The sequence below is a fragment of the Streptomyces sp. NPDC052687 genome, from assembly GCF_040678395.1.
GTDB lineage: Bacteria > Actinomycetota > Actinomycetes > Streptomycetales > Streptomycetaceae > Streptomyces.
Window position 1 is genome coordinate 102,629 of sequence record NZ_JBFATR010000008.1, and the last position, 19,844, is coordinate 122,472.

A 19,844-nucleotide genomic window follows, 5' to 3' on the forward strand; every position below is an offset into this window, starting at 1 on the left:
GTGCGGGCATACTGACGCCTCACCGCTGCAACAAAATGTTGAAGGAGGGGGAGTTGGCTGCCCGTTTCAGGACCGTCATCGAGGTGGACGAGGCACATCTCGCACAGGCGCGGGCGCTGGACCGCGCCTTTCAGGAGGCGATCGCACCCGCCACCGTCGACTACGACTTCGCCCACATCCGCGATGCCGCCGCCGCGCTTCCCGACAGCGAGATCGTCAGGACGGTCCGCGGCTGGGGGCTCCGGGAGGAGGCGCCGATGCTGGTGATGGCGCTCTCCCTCAAGGAGGCGGTCCGTCAGGCGCTTCCGCGCGAGGCGGCCGAGGCCGCCTTCTGGGACACCGTCGAGCGCCACCTCATGGACGCCTTCACCGGTCTCGCGGAGCAAGAGGGCGCACCGGGACTGGCGTACTACGCGGAGGAATCCGACCGCACCGGCTACTACCGCGACCTGTTCTTCGCGCTCCAGGACGAGGTGGCCGGCGACCACCTGTACGCCGTCGCCTTCTGCGCCGACGTCACCGTCGGCCTGGACAAGACCCGCGTGGGCACCCTGGGGCTCACCGACACCGCGCCGTTCGCCGTCCGGCTCAACGCCATCGTCGTGCGGCAGAAACTGGTGAACGTGCCCTGACCGCGGACCGCGGACCGCGGACCGCGGACCGCTCACGGCCGCTCCCGGGGACGGCGGCGGCCGGCGGGGATCGTCACCGGGGCCGGGCCCGGGACGACCGTGTTGGACACGGTGCCGATGCCCTCCACGGTGAGGGTGACGGTGTCACCGGGTGCGAGCGGGCGCGGGTCCCGTTCGCCGCGCAGGCCCCACAGTTCGGCGAGGCAGCCGCCGTTGCCGCAGGTGCCCGAGCCCAGGACGTCACCGGGCACGACCCGGGTGCCACGGGAGGCGTAGGCCACCATCTCCTCGAAGGTCCAGCTCATGTTGGACAGCAGGTCACGGCCGACGACCTCGCCGTTGACCTCGGCGGTCAGCGCCAGGCGCAGGAAGCCGTCCGGGTCCCGGTACGGCTCCAGTTCGTCGGCGGTGACCAGGTGAGGGCCGAGCGTGGTCGCGGTGTCCTTGCCCTTGCAGGGACCGAGACCGACCCGCATCTCCGCGGACTGCAGGTCGCGGGCGGACCAGTCGTTGAGGATCGTGTAGCCGGCGATGTGGTCGCGGGCCTGCTCGGGGGTGAGGTCGCGGCCCTCGCGGCCGATGACGGCGGCCACTTCGAGCTCGAAGTCGAGGACGGCGGAGCCGGGCGGTACCGGTATCCCGTCGTCCGGGCCGTAGACGGCGTGCGGGTTGGTGAAGTAGAAGGCCGGCGCCGCGTACCACTGCTCGGGTACGCCCGCCACGCTGTCCACGGACCGCCGTACGCCCTCGACGTGCTCCTCGAAGGTGACGAAGTCCCGTAGGGAGGCGGGCTGGAGGGGAGGCAGCAGGCGGACCTCGGAGAGATGCGGGCCGGGCGGAACGTCGAGCGCCGCCGCGCCCGCGGCGAGCAGGCCGGGCAGGCCGCCGGACTCCCGCAGCAGGTCCGTGAGGGAGGTGACGCCGGGCAGCGGCAGCAGGGTGCCGTCGTCCTCCACGACGGCCACGCGGCGGCGATGGTGGTGTGTGTAGGCGGCGAAACGCATGGTGCGGCTCCGGGGGCGGGCCAAGGGGCGCGGCGGGACCGAGTCAGGGCAGGTGACAGCCGGCCGCGCCCCCAGGAGCGAGGGGTGGGGTCAGACCGGCGGGGCGACGAAGACACCGCGGTCGGGGTCGTTGAAGGACTCCTTGGCGACGAGTTCGTTCATGGGGTTGGCCGTGCCCCACTGGTCGGTGACCTCGGGCCGGGAGAAGTCGTAGACGTGCGGGTGCCAGGTGTCCTCGTCCAGGCACTCCAGCTCCGTCGTGTACTCGACGGTGTTGCCGTGCGGGTCGAGGAAGTAGGTGAAGGTGTTGTCGCCCGCCATGTGCCGTCCCGGGCCCCAGATCTTCCGGTACCCCGCGCGGATGACGCGGCCGGAGCCACGCATGTACTCGTCGAGGCCGCGCATTTCGAAGGAGATGTGGTGCAGGGAGGTGTGCGGGCCCTTGGCCAGCGCCATGGAGTGGTGCTGGTTGGAGATCCGCATGAAGTGCATGACCTCGCCCATGTGCGGCGAGCTGAGCGTGTCGGAGAGGCGGAAGCCGAGGTGGTGCTCGTACCACTCGCGAGTCCGGTTCAGGTCAGGGGAGTTGAGGACGACGTGGCTCAGCTTGACCGGGATGGACTCCTTCTCCTCGATCTTGCGGTGCTGCCGCACCTCGACGTCGGCGGAGACCTCGATGGTGCGGCCGTCGACGTCGAAGAAGCGGAAGCCGTAACCACCGCCGGGGGTGTCGACCTTGCCGGGCTGGGAGATCAGCCGCACGCCCCCGGCGAGGAGTCGCTCGGCGAGCGTGTCGACGTCGGCCGGGCTCGCGGCGCCGTAGGCGACGAGGTCGAGGCGCTTCTCGTCGGACTGGCGCAGCCGGACGACGTACTGCTCCGGGGAGCCCTCGGCGGCGAGGAAGGCGATGCCGGAGTCCTCGGCGACCTTGGTCAGGCCCCAGACGCCGGCGTAGAAGTCGAGCTGCTTGGCGTAGTCGGGCACGGCGAGGTCGACGTGCCGCAGATGGGTGAGCAGACGTGCGCTCATGGGAGTCCTCCTCAGGCGGGGGTGAGGTTGAGCAGGGCGGCGGCGTTCGCGCCGCGTACTGCGTCGAAGTCGGCTTCGGAAAGCCGTGCGGCGCGCAGTGCCGCGACGGGGTCCTCGGTTCCCATGTCGAAGGGGAAGTCGGAGCCGAGCAGCACCCGGTCGGCACCGGCGACCCGGACCAGCTCCCGCAGGACGTGCGGGTCGTGGACGAGGGAGTCGAAGTACAGGCGTTTCAGATAGCTGCTGGGCAGGTGGGCGCAGTCGGCGCGCGCGTCGGGGCGGGCGGTCCAGGCGTGGTCGGAGCGGCCGATGTGGGTGGGCAGATAGCCGCCGCCGTGGGCGGCGATCAGCTTCAGCCCCGGGTGCCGGTCGAGCACACCGGAGAAGATGAGGTGCGAGAGCGCGACGGCGTTCTCGGTGGGCTGTCCGACGGTGTTGGACAGGTACCACTGGTCCAGCCGCTCGTCGAGCGTGCAGCCGAAGGGGTGCAGGAAGATCAGGGCGCCGGTCTGCTCCGCCCGCGACCAGAGTGGCTCGTAGGCCGGGTCGGACAGTTCCCGCCCCGGGGCGTGACTGGAGATCTCCACTCCGGACAGGCCCTGCTCCAGGGCGTGATCGAGGGCGCGGACGGTGTGTTCGGGGTGCTGGAGCGGCACGAGGCCGAGCCCGCGCAGCCGGTCCGGGGCGGCCCAACAGTGCGCCGCCGTCGCCTCGTTGGCCAGCCGGCACACCTTCTCCGCCGTCTCCGCGTCCGCCCAGTAGTGGTAGTGCGAGGGGGACGGGCTGACCAGTTGCACGTCCACACCCTGGGCGTCCATCGCCGCCAGGCGCACGCCGACGTCGGTCAGCCTCGGTATCCGCTCGCGCACCATGGGGCCACTGACGGCCAGGGCCGCGGGGCCGTTGCGCCGGGCGTCCAGGGCCTTCGCCTCGGCCAGCCCCGGCAGGCCGGCCACCAGCGCGTCGACCTCCGGCAACAGCACATGGGCGTGGACGTCCACGGTGGGGGCCGTGCTCACGGCAGCTTCCGCAGCATCGTCATGGTGCGGGCCATCAGACCGGGCATGTCGGCGTCCCGTACACCCTTCAGCTGCCACTGCCCGATCCGCACCGACGCCTCCACGACCGGACGGACCCGGGCGATCCGCCGCTCGTAGTAAGCCTGGAGGAGCGCGTCGTCCCAGCGGTCGGCGCCGGTCAGCAGCCGGGCCAGCACCCACGCGTCCTCCAGGGACAGCGCGGCGCCCTGGGCGAGGGTGGGCGGGCAGCAGTGCGCGGCGTCGCCGATCAGGACGATGCGGCCGCGGTGCCAGGAGCCCTCCACCAGCAGCCGGTCGAACCAGGTGTAGTTGACCTTCGCGGGGTCGGTGATGTGCGCGGTGATCTCCGGCCAGTGGCCGCCGTACGCGGAGGCCAGGCGGCGCATCTCGTCGGCGTACGACTCGGGGGGTATGGAGGCGCGGTCGCGGTTGGCCTCGACGACGTACGCGTAGAGGGTGGTGTCGCTGGTGGGGCAGTACCCGGCGATGTAGGCGGGGCCGCCGTAGGCGAGGTCGGTGCGGACCACGCCCGCGGGGCGCGGGGCGGCGATCCGCCAGATTGCCATGCCGGTCGGTTCCGGCTTGTCGGTGATGCCGATGGCGGCGCGGGTCGCGGAGCCCAGGCCGTCGGCGGCGACGACCAGGTCGTAGCGGCCCTGGGTGCAGTCGTCGAACCGTACGGAGACGCCCTCGCCGTCCTGGTCGAAGGCCTCGGCCCGGGTGCCGAGGCGAACGGCCGCTCCGGAGGCACGGACGGCGTCGATGAGGATCTGCTGGAGGCGCGGGCGCTGCATGCCGACGGTGGCGGGCAGGTCGTCGCCGCCGGTGCGGATGTCGCGGGCGACGTGCAGGACGGTGCCGTCCGGGGCGGTGATGCCGACCGAGCCGAAGCCGAAGCCGGACTCCCGCACCCGCTCCCACACGCCGAGTTCCCGCAGGATGCGCAGGGCGTTGCCCTGGAGGGTGATGCCGGAGCCGGCGGTGGCGTTCCAGTCGTCCTTGGCCTCGATCAGGTCCACGGCGATCCCGGCCCGGCGCAGCAGGATCGTCACGGCGTTGCCGGCCGCGCCACCGCCGACGACGAGGACCTGGCGGGGTGTGCTCATGGGGAACTCCTTCGTTCCGCGCTTGCTGGAGGAGGCAACGTGCGTGAGGGCCGGGTCACTTGACGGCGATCGGACTGACCGGGGAACCGACCGCCCCGGTGATCGGCAGGGGAGCGGCGGTGAGCCAGAACTCGTACACGCCGTCGGCCGCGCAGTCCTCGGCCAGCGCCTCCAGGTCCCACATCTCGCCCACGAGCAGGCCCATGTGGGGGATGACGACCTGGTGCAGCGGCTGGAAGGCGTTCTCGAACTCGTTGGGCCGCACCTCGAAGCCCCAGGTGTCGGTGGCGACGGCGGCGATCTCGGTGCGGTGCAGCCAGCCGGCCGTGGTGAACGACAGACCGGGCGCCGGGCCGCCCGCGTAGTCGCCCCAGCCGTCGCGGCGGACGCGGGCGAGCTGCCCGGTGCGCACCAGCACGATGTCACCGCGGCCCACCCGCAGCCCGTGCGCCTCGGCGGTCGCCGTCAGGTGCTCCTCGGTGATCGCGAAACCGTCGGGCAGCTCTCCGTCGTCGCCGATGACCCGGCCGGTGTCCAGCAGCACCCCGCGCCCCGCGACGTACGGCGCCATGTGCTCGATGCCGGTGACGAGGTCGCCGTCGGAGGTGACGACCTTCTCGGCCGGGCGGCCGTTCCACGCCAGGCCGTGGTCGAAGATGTGGCCGAGCCCGTCCCACTGGGTGGAGCACTGCAACGGCATCGCGATCACGTCGTCCGCGCCGCCGATGCCGTGCGGGAACCCCTGGACGCCGAGGGCGGCGTCGGTGCCGGTGTCCAGCATGGTGTGCACCGGGTTGGTGCGCCGCCGCCAGCCCTTCTGCGGGCCGTTCATGTCGAACCGCTGCGACAGCGAGAAGCTGACGCCCCGCCGAACCAGTGCGGCACCCTCGCACCGCTTCGCCTCGTCGAGGAAGTTGAGCGTGCCCAGGACGTCGTCCTCACCCCAACGCCCCCAGTTCGAGCAGGACTCGGCGGCCTCGGCGATCGCGCCCTCGGGGTCGTCGCGGTTCACGAGGCGTCCTCGGCGACACACCGGGTGCGCTGGACGCCGAGCCCGGTGATCGAGCCCTCCATCACGTCACCGTCGCGCAGCAGCCGGCCCCAGTGCATGCCGTTGCCGGCCGGGGAGCCGGTCAGCACCAGGTCGCCCGGCAGGAGCCGCGCGCTCTGGGAGGCGTAGGACACCATGCGGGCGACCTTGAAGATCATGTCCTTGGTGGACTCGTCCTGCATGGTCTCGCCGTTCAGCTTCAGCGTGACCCGCAGATCGTCGGGGTCCGCGATCGATTCGGCGGGCACGATCCACGGGCCGAGCGGGGTGAAGCCGGGCGCGTTCTTGCTGCGCAGCCAGTCGGTGCCGATCTGCGGCATGTCCCGGCGGAAGACCGTCGCGCGGTCGGTCAGGTCGTTGGCGATCGTGTACCCGGCGACGTGGTCCAGCGCCTCCGCCACGGACACCCGGTGCGCGGGCCGGCCGATCACGACCGCCAACTCCAGCTCCCAGTCGGGCTGCTGCGCCCACGCCGGGAGGACGACATCGTCGTACGGCCCGGTGATCGCGCTCGGCAGGCCGATGAAGACGTACGGCAGGTCCTCGGCCGCCCGGCGGTCCATGATCTCCGCCGCCTCGGCGCGCCGTTCGGCCTCGGGCCGGTCGTCGCCGGGGGCGCGGTGGGCGACGTGCAGGTCGATCACGTGCTGCCGGTAGTTCGCCCCCGACTGGAACACCTGCCGCGGCTCGACCGGCGCGTGCACGCGCAAGCCGGCCAGCGGCGCGCGCTCCGGCCCGCCGCCCCCGGCCAGCGCCCGCAGCCGCGGCAGGGCCGCCTCCCAGTCCTCAAGGAGTCCCCGCACGGTCAACTGTCCGTCGGCGAGGGCGACTCGCAGATCGAGCACCTGGGCGTCGGGGGTGACGAGGGCGGGGAAGGCGGGCCCGTCCGGGGCCGAGAGAGTGGCGAGGGCGAACGGTCCGGCGAAGAGCGCGGACGCGGGTTCAGGTTTCACGGACATGTCCTCCTGAGTGCGGTGGCACTAATCTGGACCCGCCGCCCGCGATCAGGGAAATAGATTGTGTGGATGATCGGCATCCGTCGCGTGTATACCCCCTGGATCGTCGCCCCACCGCAAGGGAAAGCCCCGTGAACCTCGCCCGCCTCGACCTCAACCTCGTCGTGGCCCTGCGCGCCCTCCTGGAGGAACGCAACGTCACCCGCGCCGGGCAGCGCGTCGGACTCAGCCAGCCCGCGATGAGCGCCGCCCTCGCCCGGCTGCGCCGCCACTTCGACGACGACCTGCTCGCCCGCGTCGGCGGCCACTACGAACTGACCGCCCTCGGCCAGGTCCTCCTGGACCGCACCTCCACCGCCTGCGACGTCCTCGAACGCCTCTTCTCCAGCCAGGCCGACTTCGACCCGCTGCGCGAGAGCCGCGAGTTCAAGCTGGTCGCCTCCGACTACGCCGTGGCCGTCTTCGGCGCCGAGCTGGCCCGCGTGGTGCACGCCGAGGCCCCCGGCATCCGGCTCCGCTTCACCCAGACCCCGTCCACCGTGGTGGACGACACCGCGACGCTGCTCAGCGCCACCGACGGCCTGCTCATGCCGCACGGAGTGATCAGCGACTTCCCCGCCACCGACCTCTACGACGACCGCTGGGTCTTCCTCGTCGCCGACGATCACCCGAGCGTCGGCGACCGGCTCACCCGGCAGGACCTGGCCCAGCTCCCGTGGGTCACCTACCAGCGCACCTACGACGCCCCCGCCGTACGGCAGCTCGGCATGCTCGGCATCGAACCGCGCGCCGAGGTCTCCGTCGACAGCTTCCAGCTGCTGCCACTGCTGGTCGCCGGGACCCGACGGATCGCGCTCATCCAGGAACGCCTCGCCCGCCTCGTCGAACCGCTCGCCGCCGTCCGCGTCCTGGAACCGCCGTACGAGGCGGTACCCCTGCGCGAGGCGCTGTGGTGGCACCCGGTGCACACCCACGACGCGGCCCACATCTGGCTGCGGGAGACGGCGGCGCGGGTGGGCGCGGGACTGCCGCCCATCCCCACGGACCTCGCCTGAACACCGCGCGGGCCCGGCGCACGCTTCCCCGGCGCGCGGGTGCGCATCCCCTCACCGGGTACTCGCCTGGCGTCGGGACGCGGCCGGGCGCGCCCGCACGAGCGGAGAGGGGAGCGGGCCATGGCGGGACGGTCGCGGAAGGAAGAGGCCCGCGCCGCGCGCCTGCGGGAGATCGCCGCGGACGTGTTCGGCTGGGACACGCTCCTGCCGGGCCAGCTCACGGCCATGGAGTGGGTGGCCGGCGGCGAGGACGCCCTCGTCGTCATGCCGACCGGATCCGGCAAGTCCGCCGTCTACCAGGTCCCCGCCCTCATGCTGTCCGGGCCGGTCGTGGTGGTGTCCCCCCTGCTGGCCCTGCAGCGCGACCAGATCGCCGGGCTGCCGGACGACGACGCCGCCGCCGGGGCCGTCGCGGTCAACTCCGACGTGGGCGCGGCGGCGACCGAGGCCGCCTGGGAGGCGGTGCGCCGCGGCGAGGCCCGTTTCCTGTATCTGTCCCCCGAGCAGCTCGCCAAGGACGAGGTGGTGGAGCGGCTGGCGCAGACCCGGCCCGCGCTGTTCGTCGTGGACGAGGCGCAGTGCGTGTCCTCCTGGGGCCACGACTTCCGCCCCGACTACCTGCGACTGCACCACGCGGTGCGCCGGGTGGGCAGACCGCCGGTCCTGGCCCTGACCGCCACCGCCGCCCCACCGGTGCGCAGGGAGATCACCGAGCGCCTCGGCATGCGGCGGCCACGCGTGATGGTGACCGGCTTCGACCGGCCGAACATCAGGCTGGAGGTCCACCGTTTCATGGACGAGGACGACCGGCGCCGCGCCGTCGTCGAACGGGCCGCCGCCGAGCCCAAGCCGGGCATCGTCTACGCCGGGACCCGCAAGGACACCGAGCACTACGCCGCCGAACTGGCCGCCCTCGGACTGACCGCCGAGGCGTACCACGCCGGGCTGCGCGCCGCCGAGCGGTCCCGCGTCCACGACGCCTTCCTCTCCGGCGCCGCCGACGTGGTCGTGGCGACCTCGGCGTTCGGCATGGGCATCGACAAGGAGGACGTACGGTTCGTCCTCCACGCGTCGCTGCCGGGCTCCCTGGACGCCTACTACCAGGAGATCGGCCGCTGCGGCAGGGACGGCCGCCCGGCCCTCGCCGTACTGCACTACCGGCCGCGGGACACCGGGATGCAGACCTGGTTCGCCGGCCGCACCCCGAGCCGCGAGACCCTGTCCGACGTGGCCGACGCCGTCCACGACGACGACGGCGACGACGCCGCCGGCCTGGACGAGCTGCGCGAGGAGACCGGCCTGTCCAGGAACCGGGTCACCGCCGCCGTCAACCTGCTGGAGGAGGCCGGCGCCGTCGCCACGGGGGAGGACGGGGAGATCCGCCCCGCCCCCGGCATGACCCCGGGCCGCGCGACGGAGCGGGCCGCGCGGGCCGCGCAGGCACACCGCCGCACCGACCGGTCACGCGTCGAGATGGCCCGCGCGTTCGCCGAGACCACCGGCTGCCGGCGGCACTTCCTGCTCGGCTACTTCGGCGAGGAGTACGAGGCGCCGTGCGGCAACTGCGACCGCTGCGACGAGGACGACCCGCGAAGCGCGGTGAGCGCCGGGAGCGGACCCGAGGAGCGGCCCGTCCACCCGGCCGCGGCCCGCTATCCCGTCGGGACCGAGGTACGGCACGAGCAGTGGGGCGACGGCACGGTGCTGAGCGAGGACCGGGACCGCATCACGGTGCTGTTCGACCACGCCGGCTATCACACCCTCTCCCTGGAGGCGCTGGCCGCCCGCGACGGGCTGCTCACGGTGGTGCGCCGGCCCGGCGCGGACCGCCCGGAGTCATGACGCGCCCCCGTCCAGCCCGACCCGACCGGGGCGACCGGCCGCCAGGCGTCGCCTCCCGCTGTGTGGGTACGCGGAAGCGCGCCCGACGGCGCACCGGCGGCGGACCGGCCGCCCCCGGTGAGATGACCCTGCGAACCAAGGACCGGCGACGATGGAAGCCACCGCGGACACCGGGCGGATCCTGCGCGATCTGATGCAGGCCGCGCACACGGTGACGTTCGAGCAGCTGCCCGGCCTGATCGCCGGGCACGCGGCCCGGGCCGGCTTCCGCGACGTGGCCGTCTTCGTCGCCGACATCCGCGAGACCGTACTGCGGGAGGTCACCGGCCGTGGTGTGGAGGCGGGTGAGGGCGGGGAGCGGCTGACGGTGGACGGCACGCTGCCCGGCCGGGCCTTCCAGCGGGTCGACGTGCTCACCGAGACCGCCCCCGCCGACCGGCGGACCCGGCGGTGGTGGGTGCCGGTGACCGACGGGATCGTACGGCTCGGGGTGCTGCGGGCGGACACCGCCGACGACGCCGGCGACACCGCGCGCGACGACCTGCGCGACCTGGCCTCCCTGGTGGCGTTGCTGCTGCTGAGCAAGCGGTTTGTCAGCGACTCCTTCGCCCGCCTGGTCCGCACCGAGCGCATGAACGTGGCCGCGGAGATGCAGTGGAACCTGATGGCACCGTCCGCCTTCGCCGGCCAGGACGTCACCGTCGGCGGGCTGGTCGAACCCGCCTACTCGGTGGGCGGCGACGCCTTCGACTACGCCGTCAGCGGCACCACACTGCACCTGTCCGTCTTCGACGCGATGGGCCACGACACCACCGCCGGGATCACCGCCAACGTGGCCGTGGCCGCCTGCCGCAACGCCCGCCGCCAGGGCGCCTCCCTCGCGGACACGAGCCGGGCCGTCGAGGACCTGCTGATGACGCACTTCGGCACCAGCCGCTACGTCACCGGCATCCTCGCCGACCTCGACCTGGCCACCGGTGAGCTGACCTGGATCAACCGCGGCCACCATCTGCCGCTCGTCGTGCGCGACAACCGCTGGACCGTCGAGCTCTCCTGCCCGCCCGCCGGGCCGATGGGCAGTGGGCTCGGCCTGCCCATCACCGTCTCCCGCCGGCAGCTGCAACCCGGCGACCGGCTGCTGCTGTACACCGACGGCGTGGTCGAGGCACGGGACGCCGACGGCCGGGAGTTCGGCCGTGACCGCTTCGTCGACTTCGTCGTACGCCACCACTTCGGCCACCAGCCCCTGCACGAGACACTGCGCCGTCTGATGCACGCCGTGATGGAGCACCACGCGGGCCGCCTCGCCGACGACGCGACCGTGCTCCTCGTCGAATGGCGCGCCGGCCGGCACGACGAGCTGACCCCCTGACCACCGGCGCGGCCCCGGCACCGCCGCTGTAGCGCCACCCGAGAGCAGACCACGAGGAGCGGAGCAGGGAGCATGGCGAACACCATCAAGCACCAGACCGTCCGGCAGCTGGGCGGCCCGCGCAGCGTCCTGGCGCGCCAGCGCCGCGATCACGCGGAGATCGACCGGCTCATGGAGCGGTACCGCGCCCGGCGCGACGACGAGGACGGCGAGCAGGCCCTGAAGGAGCTGGTCCAGCTGGTCTTCAGCCACGCCTTCGCCGAGGAGACCGTGCTGTGGCCGGCGGTGCGCCGTCTCGTCCCCGACGGTGAGGAACTGACCGCCCGCGTCGAGGAGGAGCACCAGCAGATCAACGATCTCGTCACCGCCGTCGAACGTCTCCCGCTCGGGGACCCGGAGCGCGCGGACAAGATCGAGCGTGCCTTCGCGCTGATCCGGCAGGACATCAGGGACGAGGAGGACCTGCTCCTGCCCCGGCTGCAGGAGGCCATGGGCGCCGCTCGCCTGCGACGGCTCGGCGCCGCCTGGGAGACGGTACGGCGGACCGCGCCCACCCATCCCCACCCCGCCGTCCCCAGGCGCCCGCCCGGCAACGCGGTCCTGGGCGTCCCGCTGAGCCTCCAGGACCGGGCGCGCGACGCGCTGAGCGCCCGCGGCCCCGCCGCCGGCCCGCGCAAGGCGGCCACCGCGCTGGCCGTACTGCTGGCCGTCGCCGGCGCCGCCCGCGCGATCCGGCGCGGACGACGCCGAGCGCATCCGCGCGGACGACGCCGAGCGCATCCGCGCGGACGACGCTGAACACCCCCGCCGACGCCCGATGCCGGTCTGATCCGGACGACGGGTCCTAGCGGGCGATCAGGCCCGCCAGGGTGCCCACGCCCGCCGCGCAGGCGAGCGTGGCGCAGGCGGCCGCCGTGTGGCGGACGAGCAGGTCGCGGCGCAGGGCCGCGTACCGGTCCTCGTACTCCCGCCGCAGCTGGGCGGCCCGGTCCACCGCCTCGCGCAGCAGGTGGCGGCTGGCTTCGAGGCGCTGCTCGACGTAGTGGCGCGTGACGTCGTCCGCCTGCGCGGTGGTCAGCCAGGGCATCCGGGAGCACAGCAGCCCCGCTTCGCGGTGCGCCTGGTCGTGGTGGGCGCGGGCGATGAGGTAGCCCTCGACGGTGTCGGTCGACGCCGTGTCGGCCGCCGCCGGGCGGTCCCGGTCGTGTCTCACCGCGGTCCGCCCTTGTGCTCGTCGGCGCCCACGACGTCCCGCTGACCGGCGTTCGCCTGCTGCTCCAGCTGCGCGAGGTCGGGATGGTGCAGGTCGAAGGCGGGGGACTCGGAGCGGATGCGCGGCAGGGTCGTGAAGTTGTGGCGGGGCGGCGGGCAGGAGGTGGCCCACTCCAGGGAGCGCCCGTAACCCCACGGGTCGTCGACCTCGACGCGCTCGCCCTGCTTGGCGGTCTTCCACACGTTGTAGAGGAACGGCAGCGTGGACAGGCCGAGGAGGAACGCGCCGATGGACGAGATGGTGTTGAGGGCGGTGAAACCGTCGGCGGCCAGGTAGTCGGCGTAGCGGCGGGGCATGCCTTCGGCGCCGAGCCAGTGCTGGATGAGGAAGGTGGTGTGGAAGCCCGCGAAGAGCGTCCAGAAGTGGATCTTCTCCAGCCGTTCGTCGAGCATCGTGCCGGTCATCTTGGGCCACCAGAAGCTGAAGCCGCCGAACATGGCGAAGACGATGGTGCCGAACAGGACGTAGTGGAAGTGCGCCACCACGAAGTAGGTGTCGGTGACGTGGAAGTCCATCGGCGGCGAGGCGAGCAGGACGCCGGTCAGGCCGCCGAAGAGGAAGGTGACGAGGAAGCCGGCCGCCCACAGCATCGGCGGCTCGAAGGACACCGAGCCCCGCCACATGGTGCCGATCCAGTTGAAGAACTTCACGCCGGTCGGCACGGCGATGAGGAAACTCATGAAGGAGAAGAAGGGCAGCAGCACCGCGCCGGTGGCGAACATGTGGTGGGCCCAGACGGTCACCGACAGCCCGGCGATGGCGATGGTGGCGCCGACCAGCCCGCCGTACCCGAAGATCGGCTTGCGTGAGAAGACCGGGATGATCTCGGTGATCACGCCGAAGAACGGCAGGGCGAGGATGTAGACCTCGGGGTGGCCGAAGAACCAGAACAGGTGCTGCCACAGCAGTGCTCCGCCGTTGGACGGGTCGAAGATGTGCGCCCCGAACTTGCGGTCCGCCTCCAGTGCGAACAGGGCCGCGGCCAGGACGGGGAAGGCGAACAGCACCAGCACCGAGGTCAGCAGCACGTTCCAGGTGAAGATCGGCATGCGGAACATGGTCATGCCGGGGGCGCGCATGCAGATGATCGTCGTCATGAAATTGACCGCGCCGAGGATCGTGCCGAACCCGGACAGCCCGAGTCCCATGATCCACAGGTCGCCGCCGAGCTGCGTGGTGCGTTCCCCGCCGCTGAGCGGGGTGTAGGCGGTCCAGCCGAAGTCGGCCGCGCCCTCGGGGGTGAAGAAGCTGGCCATCACGATCAGGCCGCCGAAGAGGAACAGCCAGTACGAGAACATGTTCAGCCGGGGGAAGGCGACGTCCGGCGAGCCGATCTGCAGCGGCATGATGGCGTTGGCGAACCCGGCGAACGTCGGTGTGGCGAACAGCAGCAGCATGATCGTGCCGTGCAGGGTGAACGCCTGGTTGTACTGCTCGGTGGACAGGATCTGCAAACCCGGCCGGGCCAGCTCGGCTCTGACCGCCATCGCCAGCACGCCGCCGAAGAGGAAGAAGAGGAACGACGTGATCAGGTAGAGGTGACCGATCTTCTTGTGGTCGGTCGTGGTCAGCCAGGTCACGATCACCTGGCCGCGGCGGCGCTTCTCGGCCGCCGGTACCGGAGCAACCGGTTCGGTATGTGTCGCCATCGGGTCCCTCGGTCGGCATGGGTTCGGACGCTTGTAGCCGGCTCAGCGGAAGCTAGTCGTCTTCGCCGGGCGCAAGGCGCCGTACGGGCCGTCCTTGCGCCGTTCGGCCCATGCGTCCATCCGTCCGGGTGGACGCAGAGGCCCGTTCGGGGGAGTGGTTCGGCCGCGTGGCAGCGACGGAAGCCGCTCGCCTCGGGCAAGCCGCTCGCCTCGGGCGGACACCGCCTTCACGTCCTGCCGGCTGTTGCGTTTTCGGCGGAGAATGCGCGGGGCGGCGCCCCCTTGACGTGTGTGCCGGGTGCGTTCGCCACCGCGGCCCGGGGCGCCGGCACCATCGCGCAGGTGGGACGGGTTCGTCGCCCTTTCACCTCCCTACGCCACCCCACTCCGCATCCGGGGGAGGTGGCCGGCAGCGTTTCCGGCCATCGCATCAGGCCAGGGAAAGTCTGCTGATATGACTTATCGTGGGCGTCTTGTCCGGGTCACGTTCCGCCGCGCTAGCTGGTGACACCGCCGCCGGCCGCAAGGAGGCCGACGGTACCGCTCACAGCGAGGTGATGACATGAAGAAGGCGTACGAGGCCCCGACGCTCGTCCGGCTCGGATCCTTCCGTCAGAAGACCGGGCTGCTGCAGCGCAGTGGCTACGACCGTCTGATCCTCAGCAAGAACTGACGGCGACCGGAACGTAACGGGACTCCATGTCCGACATGCACGAGAGTGCGGAAACGGGTCGCGGTGACGCCCACTTCGCGGTTTTCCCCGACTGCGAGGAGGCGGCCGCCGCGGCCCGCTTCTTCCGCCACCCCGGCACCCGTGTCCTGCCCCACGCCTCCGGCCGCCCCTGGCTGATCGGCCACTGGTGCGGCACGGAGATCGTCACCGTGCGCGCCGGTACGACGGCCCTCGCCGCCGTCGGATGGTGCGCGGCCGACCGGCCGCGGCTCGAACGCCGCGCCGCCCGCATGCGCGACCTCACCGAACTCGACGACCTCGCCCGGTCCCTGCCGGGCAGTTTCCACCTGGTCGCCAGCCACGACGGGCAGCTCAGGATCCAGGGCACCGCCTCCGGGCTGCGGCTCGTCTTCCACGCGCGCATCGGCGGCGTCCACATCGCCGCGACCAGCGCCGACCTGCTCGCCACGGCCCTGGACAGCCGCCCGGACACCGGCCGGCTGGCCGTCCGGCTGCTGTGGCCCGTGCCGCATCCCCTCTACGAGACCTCCGTGTGGCAGGGCGTCGACGCGGTCTCCCCGCAGGACGCCCTGATCGTCTCCGCGGACGGACGGCGGGCCCGCACCTCACGCTGGTGGTGGCCCCCGGAACCGGTCCGCACCCTCACCCGCGGCGCCCCCGCCGTCCGCGCGGCGCTCGCCGAGGCCGTCGACCTGCGGACCCGGCCGGGCGGGGTGATCAGCTGCGACCTGTCCGGCGGACTGGACTCCACCTCCGTCTGCTTCCTGGCCGCCCGTTCCTCCGCCTCCGTGATCGCGGCGACCTGGCCGGGCCGGGACCCCGCCGACACCGACCTCGCCTGGGCCCGGCAGGCGGCCGAACACCTGCCGAAGGCCGACCACGTCGTCTGGGACGCGGACGCCTCCGCGCTGGTCTACTCGGACCTGCTCGGCATCGACGACCTCCTCGACGAGCCGACCATCGGGGTCATGGACCGCTCCCGCGTCCTGCAACACCTGCCCTGGCTGGCCGAACGCGGCAGCCGGGTGCATCTCACCGGCATCGGCGGCGACCACGTCGCCTGGTGCTCGGAGGCGTACTACCACCAGCTGCTGCGCACCCGGCCACTGTTCGCGCTGAGCCGGCTCCGCGGCTTCCGCGCCCTGTGGAACTGGCCGCTCGGCGCGACCGCGCGCGCCCTCGCCGACACCCGCGCCTACCCCCGCTGGCTGGCGGACTCCGCCCGGCAGCTGCGCACCCCGATGCCCGAGTCCTCGGTGACCGGCAGCCTCGGCTGGGGCATGGCACCCCGCCTGTTCCCCTGGATGACGCCCGAGACGGAACGGCTGGCCCGCGAGGCCCTGCTGGACTCGGCCGCGCACGCCGAGCCGCTGCACCCGGACCGTGGCCTGCACACCGACCTGGAGCTGATCCGCACCTGCACCCGCATCATCCGCCAGTGGGAGCGCATGGCCACCCGGGCGGGACTCCCCATGGCGTCGCCGTACCTGGACGACCGGGTGATCGAGGCGTGCCTGGCGGTCCGGCCCGACGAACGCGTCACGCCCTGGCAGTACAAACCGCTGCTCACCGAGGCCATGCGCGGTGTCGTCCCGGACGCCTGCCTGCGGCGCGCCAACAAGGCCGAGGCCTCGATGGACGCCTCCGACGGACTGCGCCGGCACCGGGGCGACCTGATGACCCTGTGGACCGACTCCCGGCTGGAACGCCTCGGCCTGGTCGACGGCGAGCAGCTGCGCCGGCTCGCCCAGCGGCCCTCCGCGCCGGGCCTGCGCGACGCGATCCTCTACTCGACCATCGCCTGCGAGGTGTGGCTGCGCTCCCGGGACCGCGCCCCCCGTCCCGCCGTCGGATGACCGGGACCGCGTCCCGAGCCGCGCGGGACGACCGGGACCGCACTACGACCCGCACTCCGACTCGCACGTCGGACGGCCGGGACCGCGCACCCCGGCCCGCCATCGGACGACCACGACAGCAGAAAGGCGCCGATTCGCATGACGCTCCGATTCCACCAGGACGTCTCCACCGCGGAGACCCGGTACGGGACGGTACTCCTCGACCAGCGCAGCGGTGAGTACTGGGAACTCAACCCCACGGGCGCCCTCGTGGTGCGGACCCTCATGGACGACGGCGACGAGACGGCCGCCGTCACGGCACTGGTCGAGCGGTTCGACATCGACCGCGACCGCGCCGAGCAGGACGTCGCGGCACTGGTGCGCGAACTGCGCGACGCGGGGCTGGTCGCATGACCACCCCCAGCGCCCTCGACCGGCCCACCGGAGTCCCCCTCGCCCGCCGCCTGGCCGCCCGCCTCGTCCTCGTGCCCGCGCTGGCCCTGTCCTTCCTGCCGCCGCGTCACATCCGCGCCGTACTGGGGTGGGTGCGCCGCGGGGCACGCCCCGCCACTCCCGCGCAGGCCGCGGCCGCGCGTGAGGCGATGTGCGCGGTGAGCCTGCGCTGCGCGGGACCGCGCGGCTGCCTGCCGCGGTCGCTGGGGGCGGCCCTGCTGTGCCGCCTGTACGGGGCCTGGCCCACCTGGTGCACCGGCGTGCGCAAGGTTCCGCCGTTCTCCGCCCACGCCTGGATCGAGGCCGGCGGCCGTCCCGTGGGGGAGGGCGTCCCGGACGACTACTTCGCCCGGCTGGTGACGGTGGCCCCGGCGCGGCGGGCGACGACGTGAGCGGCACGGCCGTCGCGGACGACGCCCCGGCCGGCACCGGCCCGGACGGTGGCGGGGCGCAGCGAGCCGGGCGGCGCGCGGGGCGGACGACGGGCGGCTCGGTCGCCGCCCTGTTCCGTCTGACGTCCGGTCACCGCCGGCCCATCGCCGCCGCGACCGCACTGACCCTGGCCGCCTCCGCGCTCGGCCTCGCCCAGCCCCTCCTCGCAGGCACGTGGTGGACGCCGGCGCCCGCGGCGAGGTGCTGTGGCCGTTCCTGCTGCTGCTGTCCGCGCTCTTCGCCGCCGAGGCCACCGCGGGGCGACCGGCCGGTTCCTGCTGGACCGCATGGGCGAGGGTGTGGTGCGCATGGTGCGGCACGGACTCGTCGCGCGGCTGCTGCGGCTGGAGATGCGGGAGTTGGACCGGCGCCGCCGCGGCGACCTGGTCTCCCGCGTCACCGCCGACACCACCCTGCTGCGCGATGTCGTCTCCCAGGCCCTGGTCGACCTCCTCACCGGCTGCCTGGTCTCGGCCGGGGCGCTGCTGCTGACGCTGTGGCTGGACCCGCTGCTGCTGCTCCTCGGCGTGGCGACGGTCGCCCTCGCCGCGGCCGTCGTCACCACCCTCCTGAAGGGCATGCGGGTGGCGTCGGAGCGGATGCAGTCCTCCGTGGGCGCGGTCGCCGCCGAACTGGAACGCGCCCTCGGCGCCCTGCCGGTGGTCCGGGTGTACCGGGCCGAGGAACGTGAGGCGCGCCGTATCGGCGAGCGGCTGGACGCGGCGCACGGGTCGGGCGTCCGGGCGGCGAAGCTGGCCGCGATCATGAGCAGCGCGGTCGAACTCGCCGTCCAGGGCCCCTTCCTGCTCGTCCTGGTCGTCGGCGGGATGCGGGTCGGGAGCGGGGGCGCGGACTCCCTCGGCGACCTGGTCGCCTTCCGGCTGTACGCCTCGTACCTGGTCATGCCCCTGTCCTCGGTGTTCCGCGCCATCGGCCTGATCCAGCGCGGCACCGGCGCGTACCTGCGGATCAACGAGGTCCTCGCCCTGCCCGAGGAACCCGCCCAGCGGCCCGGCCCCACCGTCCCCGTCCCGCCGCCGGCGGCCTCACCGGCCCCGGCCGCCCCACCGGACCCGGCACCCGCGCTGGAACTGACCGGCATCCGCTTCGCCTACATCCCCGGCCGCCCCGTCCTGCGCGGGGCGACCCTCACCGTCCCGCACCGCGGACTCGTCGCCCTCGTCGGCCGCTCCGGAGCCGGCAAGAGCACCCTCTTCGCGCTGATCGCCCGCCTCTACGACCCCGACGCTCGGCACCATCCGCTTCGACGGCCGCCCGGCGACCGCCCTGAGCCGCCAGGAGTGCCGCGCGGGCATCGCCCTCGTGGACCAGAACACCCACGTACTGGAAGGCCCACTCCGCGAGAACCTCGTCCACGCCGCCCCCGGCGCGACCGAGGACGACATCCGCCGCGTCGTGGAGCTGACCCGGCTCGACCACGTCGTGCCGCGCCTGCCCGGCGGCCTGGACGGCAGACTCGGCGACCGGGGCGGCACCCCGTCGGCGGGGGAACGCCAGCGCGTCGCCCCGGCCCGCGCCCTGCTCGCCCGTCCCCGGCTGCTCCTGCTCGACGAGCACACCTCACACCTCGACGCCGTCAACGAGACGGCACTCACCCGGGCGCTGACCGCCCTCGCACGGGACTGCGCGGTCCTCGTCATCACCCACCGCCTCGCCACCGTGTGCCACGCCGACCGGATCGTCGTCCTCGAAGGCGGCCGTACGGTGGCCTCCGGCCGGCACGACGAACTGCTCGCGACCAGCCCGGCCTACCGCGAACTGGCCGCCACGCACGTCATGGGACGGCGGGCGGAATAGGCACACACCCTCACCTCACTCACCTCACTCACCTCACGTGAAGGGGGTGAAGTGCGCGGGCGGATGGTCGATCGGCAGGTCGGGGCGCCAGGCGGTGAGAATCTGCGCGCTGCACTCGAACAGGTCGGCGGGCAGGGCGTCGAGGGGCCACCAGCGCCAGTCGCCGACGCTCTCGCCGGGCTGGTCGGCGGGTTCTCCCCGCCAGGCGGTGACGAGGGCGCCCACGGTGACGCGGACGACGTCGCCGACCCGGTCGAGGAACATGCCCAGCAGCCGGACGTCGGCGGGGTCGGCGTACAGCCCGGTCTCCTCGGCCAGTTCGCGCACCACGGCCTCCGGCAGCGACTCGCCGGGCTCCACGGTTCCGCCGGGCAGCTCGGTCGTGCCCAGCCGGTGACGGCCCAGCAGCAGGCCGTCCGGGCCGAGCAGCACGGCACCGACCCCCAACGCTGCCTGCGGGGTGGGCGGTTTCGTGGTGCGGGGGCGGGTGCTGACGCGTGCGGGGGCGTCGGCGGGCACGGCGTGCCGCCGCCGGCCGGGGCCTGCCTGCGCGGGGTGTTCGGCCATGTGGTCCTCCCGTGGCGGGAACGGGTCCGGGCGTGG

General features: G+C 73.2%; 18 protein-coding genes and 2 pseudogenes. 11 read left to right on the forward strand and 9 right to left on the reverse strand.

The annotated features are described in order from the left end of the window. Nucleotides 1-53: 53 nt before the first annotated feature. Nucleotides 54-632 (forward strand): Type-2Aa cytolytic delta-endotoxin, encoded by a 579-nt coding sequence (locus tag AB0K92_RS11030; protein ID WP_365921536.1) that lies wholly within the window; start codon nucleotides 54-56, stop codon nucleotides 630-632. Nucleotides 633-664: 32 nt separating this feature from the next. Here the strand turns inward: AB0K92_RS11030 and AB0K92_RS11035 are convergent, their stop codons facing one another. The 6 genes from AB0K92_RS11035 to AB0K92_RS11060 form a co-directional block, all read right to left on the reverse strand. Further along, nucleotides 665-1,636 (reverse strand): fumarylacetoacetate hydrolase family protein, encoded by a 972-nt coding sequence (locus AB0K92_RS11035; protein WP_365921538.1) that lies wholly within the window; start codon nucleotides 1,634-1,636, stop codon nucleotides 665-667. Nucleotides 1,637-1,726: 90 nt separating this feature from the next. Then, nucleotides 1,727-2,665, reverse strand: a complete 939-nt coding sequence (locus tag AB0K92_RS11040; protein WP_365921540.1) for a VOC family protein — start codon at nucleotides 2,663-2,665, stop codon at nucleotides 1,727-1,729. 11 nt (nucleotides 2,666-2,676) lie between these two features. Continuing rightward, nucleotides 2,677-3,684 carry an amidohydrolase family protein gene (locus tag AB0K92_RS11045; protein WP_365921542.1) on the reverse strand — a complete coding sequence of 336 codons (1,008 nt, stop codon included), beginning with the start codon at nucleotides 3,682-3,684 and terminating at the stop codon, nucleotides 2,677-2,679. Beyond that, nucleotides 3,681-4,811 (reverse strand): FAD-dependent oxidoreductase, encoded by a 1,131-nt coding sequence (locus tag AB0K92_RS11050; RefSeq protein ID WP_365921544.1) that lies wholly within the window; start codon nucleotides 4,809-4,811, stop codon nucleotides 3,681-3,683. The genes AB0K92_RS11045 and AB0K92_RS11050 overlap by 4 nt, the downstream gene beginning before the upstream one ends. Nucleotides 4,812-4,866: 55 nt before the next feature. Continuing rightward, nucleotides 4,867-5,823 carry a cyclase family protein gene (locus AB0K92_RS11055; RefSeq protein ID WP_365921546.1) on the reverse strand — a complete coding sequence of 319 codons (957 nt, stop codon included), beginning with the start codon at nucleotides 5,821-5,823 and terminating at the stop codon, nucleotides 4,867-4,869. Beyond that, nucleotides 5,820-6,821, reverse strand: a complete 1,002-nt coding sequence (locus AB0K92_RS11060; protein WP_365921548.1) for a fumarylacetoacetate hydrolase family protein — start codon at nucleotides 6,819-6,821, stop codon at nucleotides 5,820-5,822. Before AB0K92_RS11060 ends, AB0K92_RS11055 begins: the two co-directional genes overlap by 4 nt. Nucleotides 6,822-6,949: 128 nt before the next feature. On the opposite strand from AB0K92_RS11060, the gene AB0K92_RS11065 reads away from it, so the two are divergent. The 4 genes from AB0K92_RS11065 (at nucleotide 6,950) to AB0K92_RS11080 (ending at nucleotide 11,885) form a co-directional block, all read left to right on the forward strand. Then, complete coding sequence (locus AB0K92_RS11065) at nucleotides 6,950-7,873, forward strand: LysR family transcriptional regulator (protein ID WP_365921550.1); 924 nt, start codon at nucleotides 6,950-6,952, stop codon at nucleotides 7,871-7,873. A 120-nt stretch (nucleotides 7,874-7,993) separates the two neighbouring features. Further along, nucleotides 7,994-9,715 carry a RecQ family ATP-dependent DNA helicase gene (locus AB0K92_RS11070; protein ID WP_365921552.1) on the forward strand — a complete coding sequence of 574 codons (1,722 nt, stop codon included), beginning with the start codon at nucleotides 7,994-7,996 and terminating at the stop codon, nucleotides 9,713-9,715. A 151-nt stretch (nucleotides 9,716-9,866) separates the two neighbouring features. After that, on the forward strand, nucleotides 9,867-11,087 hold the full coding sequence (locus tag AB0K92_RS11075) for a PP2C family protein-serine/threonine phosphatase (RefSeq protein ID WP_365921554.1): 1,221 nt from the start codon (nucleotides 9,867-9,869) through the stop codon (nucleotides 11,085-11,087). A gap of 72 nt (nucleotides 11,088-11,159) precedes the next feature. Continuing rightward, nucleotides 11,160-11,885, forward strand: coding sequence for a hemerythrin domain-containing protein (locus tag AB0K92_RS11080; RefSeq protein ID WP_365921556.1), 726 nt, complete (start codon nucleotides 11,160-11,162; stop codon nucleotides 11,883-11,885). A 46-nt stretch (nucleotides 11,886-11,931) separates the two neighbouring features. Here AB0K92_RS11080 and AB0K92_RS11085 read toward each other — a convergent pair whose 3' ends face one another. Next, entirely contained in the window at nucleotides 11,932-12,300 is a 369-nt protein-coding gene (locus tag AB0K92_RS11085) for a hypothetical protein (RefSeq protein WP_365921558.1), read from the reverse strand. Beyond that, nucleotides 12,297-14,009 carry a cytochrome c oxidase subunit I gene (gene ctaD / locus AB0K92_RS11090; RefSeq protein ID WP_365921560.1) on the reverse strand — a complete coding sequence of 571 codons (1,713 nt, stop codon included), beginning with the start codon at nucleotides 14,007-14,009 and terminating at the stop codon, nucleotides 12,297-12,299. Before ctaD ends, AB0K92_RS11085 begins: the two co-directional genes overlap by 4 nt. A gap of 562 nt (nucleotides 14,010-14,571) precedes the next feature. Here ctaD and AB0K92_RS11095 point away from each other — a divergent pair. The 6 genes and pseudogenes from AB0K92_RS11095 (at nucleotide 14,572) to AB0K92_RS11120 (ending at nucleotide 19,241) form a co-directional block, all read left to right on the forward strand. Continuing rightward, on the forward strand, nucleotides 14,572-14,682 hold the full coding sequence (locus tag AB0K92_RS11095; protein ID WP_365921562.1) for a keywimysin-related RiPP: 111 nt from the start codon (nucleotides 14,572-14,574) through the stop codon (nucleotides 14,680-14,682). Nucleotides 14,683-14,708: 26 nt separating this feature from the next. Further along, nucleotides 14,709-16,559, forward strand: a complete 1,851-nt coding sequence (locus AB0K92_RS11100) for a lasso peptide isopeptide bond-forming cyclase (protein WP_365921564.1) — start codon at nucleotides 14,709-14,711, stop codon at nucleotides 16,557-16,559. Between the two features lie 138 nt (nucleotides 16,560-16,697). Further along, a complete protein-coding gene (locus AB0K92_RS11105) occupies nucleotides 16,698-16,952 on the forward strand; it encodes a lasso peptide biosynthesis PqqD family chaperone (RefSeq protein WP_365921565.1) in 255 nt (84 codons plus the stop codon). Continuing rightward, complete coding sequence (locus AB0K92_RS11110; RefSeq protein ID WP_365921567.1) at nucleotides 16,949-17,383, forward strand: lasso peptide biosynthesis B2 protein; 435 nt, start codon at nucleotides 16,949-16,951, stop codon at nucleotides 17,381-17,383. The genes AB0K92_RS11105 and AB0K92_RS11110 overlap by 4 nt, the downstream gene beginning before the upstream one ends. A 348-nt stretch (nucleotides 17,384-17,731) precedes the next feature. Next, nucleotides 17,732-18,613, forward strand: a pseudogene (locus tag AB0K92_RS11115) (ABC transporter transmembrane domain-containing protein); the annotation flags it as partial. A 97-nt stretch (nucleotides 18,614-18,710) separates the two neighbouring features. Continuing rightward, nucleotides 18,711-19,241: an ATP-binding cassette domain-containing protein gene (locus AB0K92_RS11120; protein WP_365921645.1), complete on the forward strand. Its 531-nt coding sequence runs from the start codon at nucleotides 18,711-18,713 to the stop codon at nucleotides 19,239-19,241. 33 nt (nucleotides 19,242-19,274) lie between these two features. On the opposite strand, the pseudogene AB0K92_RS11125 reads toward AB0K92_RS11120, so the two are convergent. Continuing rightward, nucleotides 19,275-19,745, reverse strand: a pseudogene (locus tag AB0K92_RS11125) (NUDIX hydrolase); the annotation flags it as partial. Nucleotides 19,746-19,844: the final 99 nt, after the last annotated feature.

What these genes read in the sequence shown, in the direction of transcription:
- AB0K92_RS11035 (WP_365921538.1), bottom strand. Translation starts at nt 1,636, where the DNA reads ATGCGTTTCGCCGCCTACACACACCACCATCGCCGCCGCGTGGCCGTC.
- AB0K92_RS11040 (WP_365921540.1), bottom strand. Translation starts at nt 2,665, where the DNA reads ATGAGCGCACGTCTGCTCACCCATCTGCGGCACGTCGACCTCGCCGTG.
- AB0K92_RS11050 (WP_365921544.1), bottom strand. Translation starts at nt 4,811, where the DNA reads ATGAGCACACCCCGCCAGGTCCTCGTCGTCGGCGGTGGCGCGGCCGGC.
- AB0K92_RS11060 (WP_365921548.1), bottom strand. Translation starts at nt 6,821, where the DNA reads ATGTCCGTGAAACCTGAACCCGCGTCCGCGCTCTTCGCCGGACCGTTC.
- AB0K92_RS11070 (WP_365921552.1), top strand. Translation starts at nt 7,994, where the DNA reads ATGGCGGGACGGTCGCGGAAGGAAGAGGCCCGCGCCGCGCGCCTGCGG.
- AB0K92_RS11075 (WP_365921554.1), top strand. Translation starts at nt 9,867, where the DNA reads ATGGAAGCCACCGCGGACACCGGGCGGATCCTGCGCGATCTGATGCAG.
- AB0K92_RS11080 (WP_365921556.1), top strand. Translation starts at nt 11,160, where the DNA reads ATGGCGAACACCATCAAGCACCAGACCGTCCGGCAGCTGGGCGGCCCG.
- ctaD (WP_365921560.1), bottom strand. Translation starts at nt 14,009, where the DNA reads ATGGCGACACATACCGAACCGGTTGCTCCGGTACCGGCGGCCGAGAAG.
- AB0K92_RS11095 (WP_365921562.1), top strand. Translation starts at nt 14,572, where the DNA reads ATGAAGAAGGCGTACGAGGCCCCGACGCTCGTCCGGCTCGGATCCTTC.
- AB0K92_RS11100 (WP_365921564.1), top strand. Translation starts at nt 14,709, where the DNA reads ATGTCCGACATGCACGAGAGTGCGGAAACGGGTCGCGGTGACGCCCAC.
- AB0K92_RS11105 (WP_365921565.1), top strand. Translation starts at nt 16,698, where the DNA reads ATGACGCTCCGATTCCACCAGGACGTCTCCACCGCGGAGACCCGGTAC.
- AB0K92_RS11110 (WP_365921567.1), top strand. Translation starts at nt 16,949, where the DNA reads ATGACCACCCCCAGCGCCCTCGACCGGCCCACCGGAGTCCCCCTCGCC.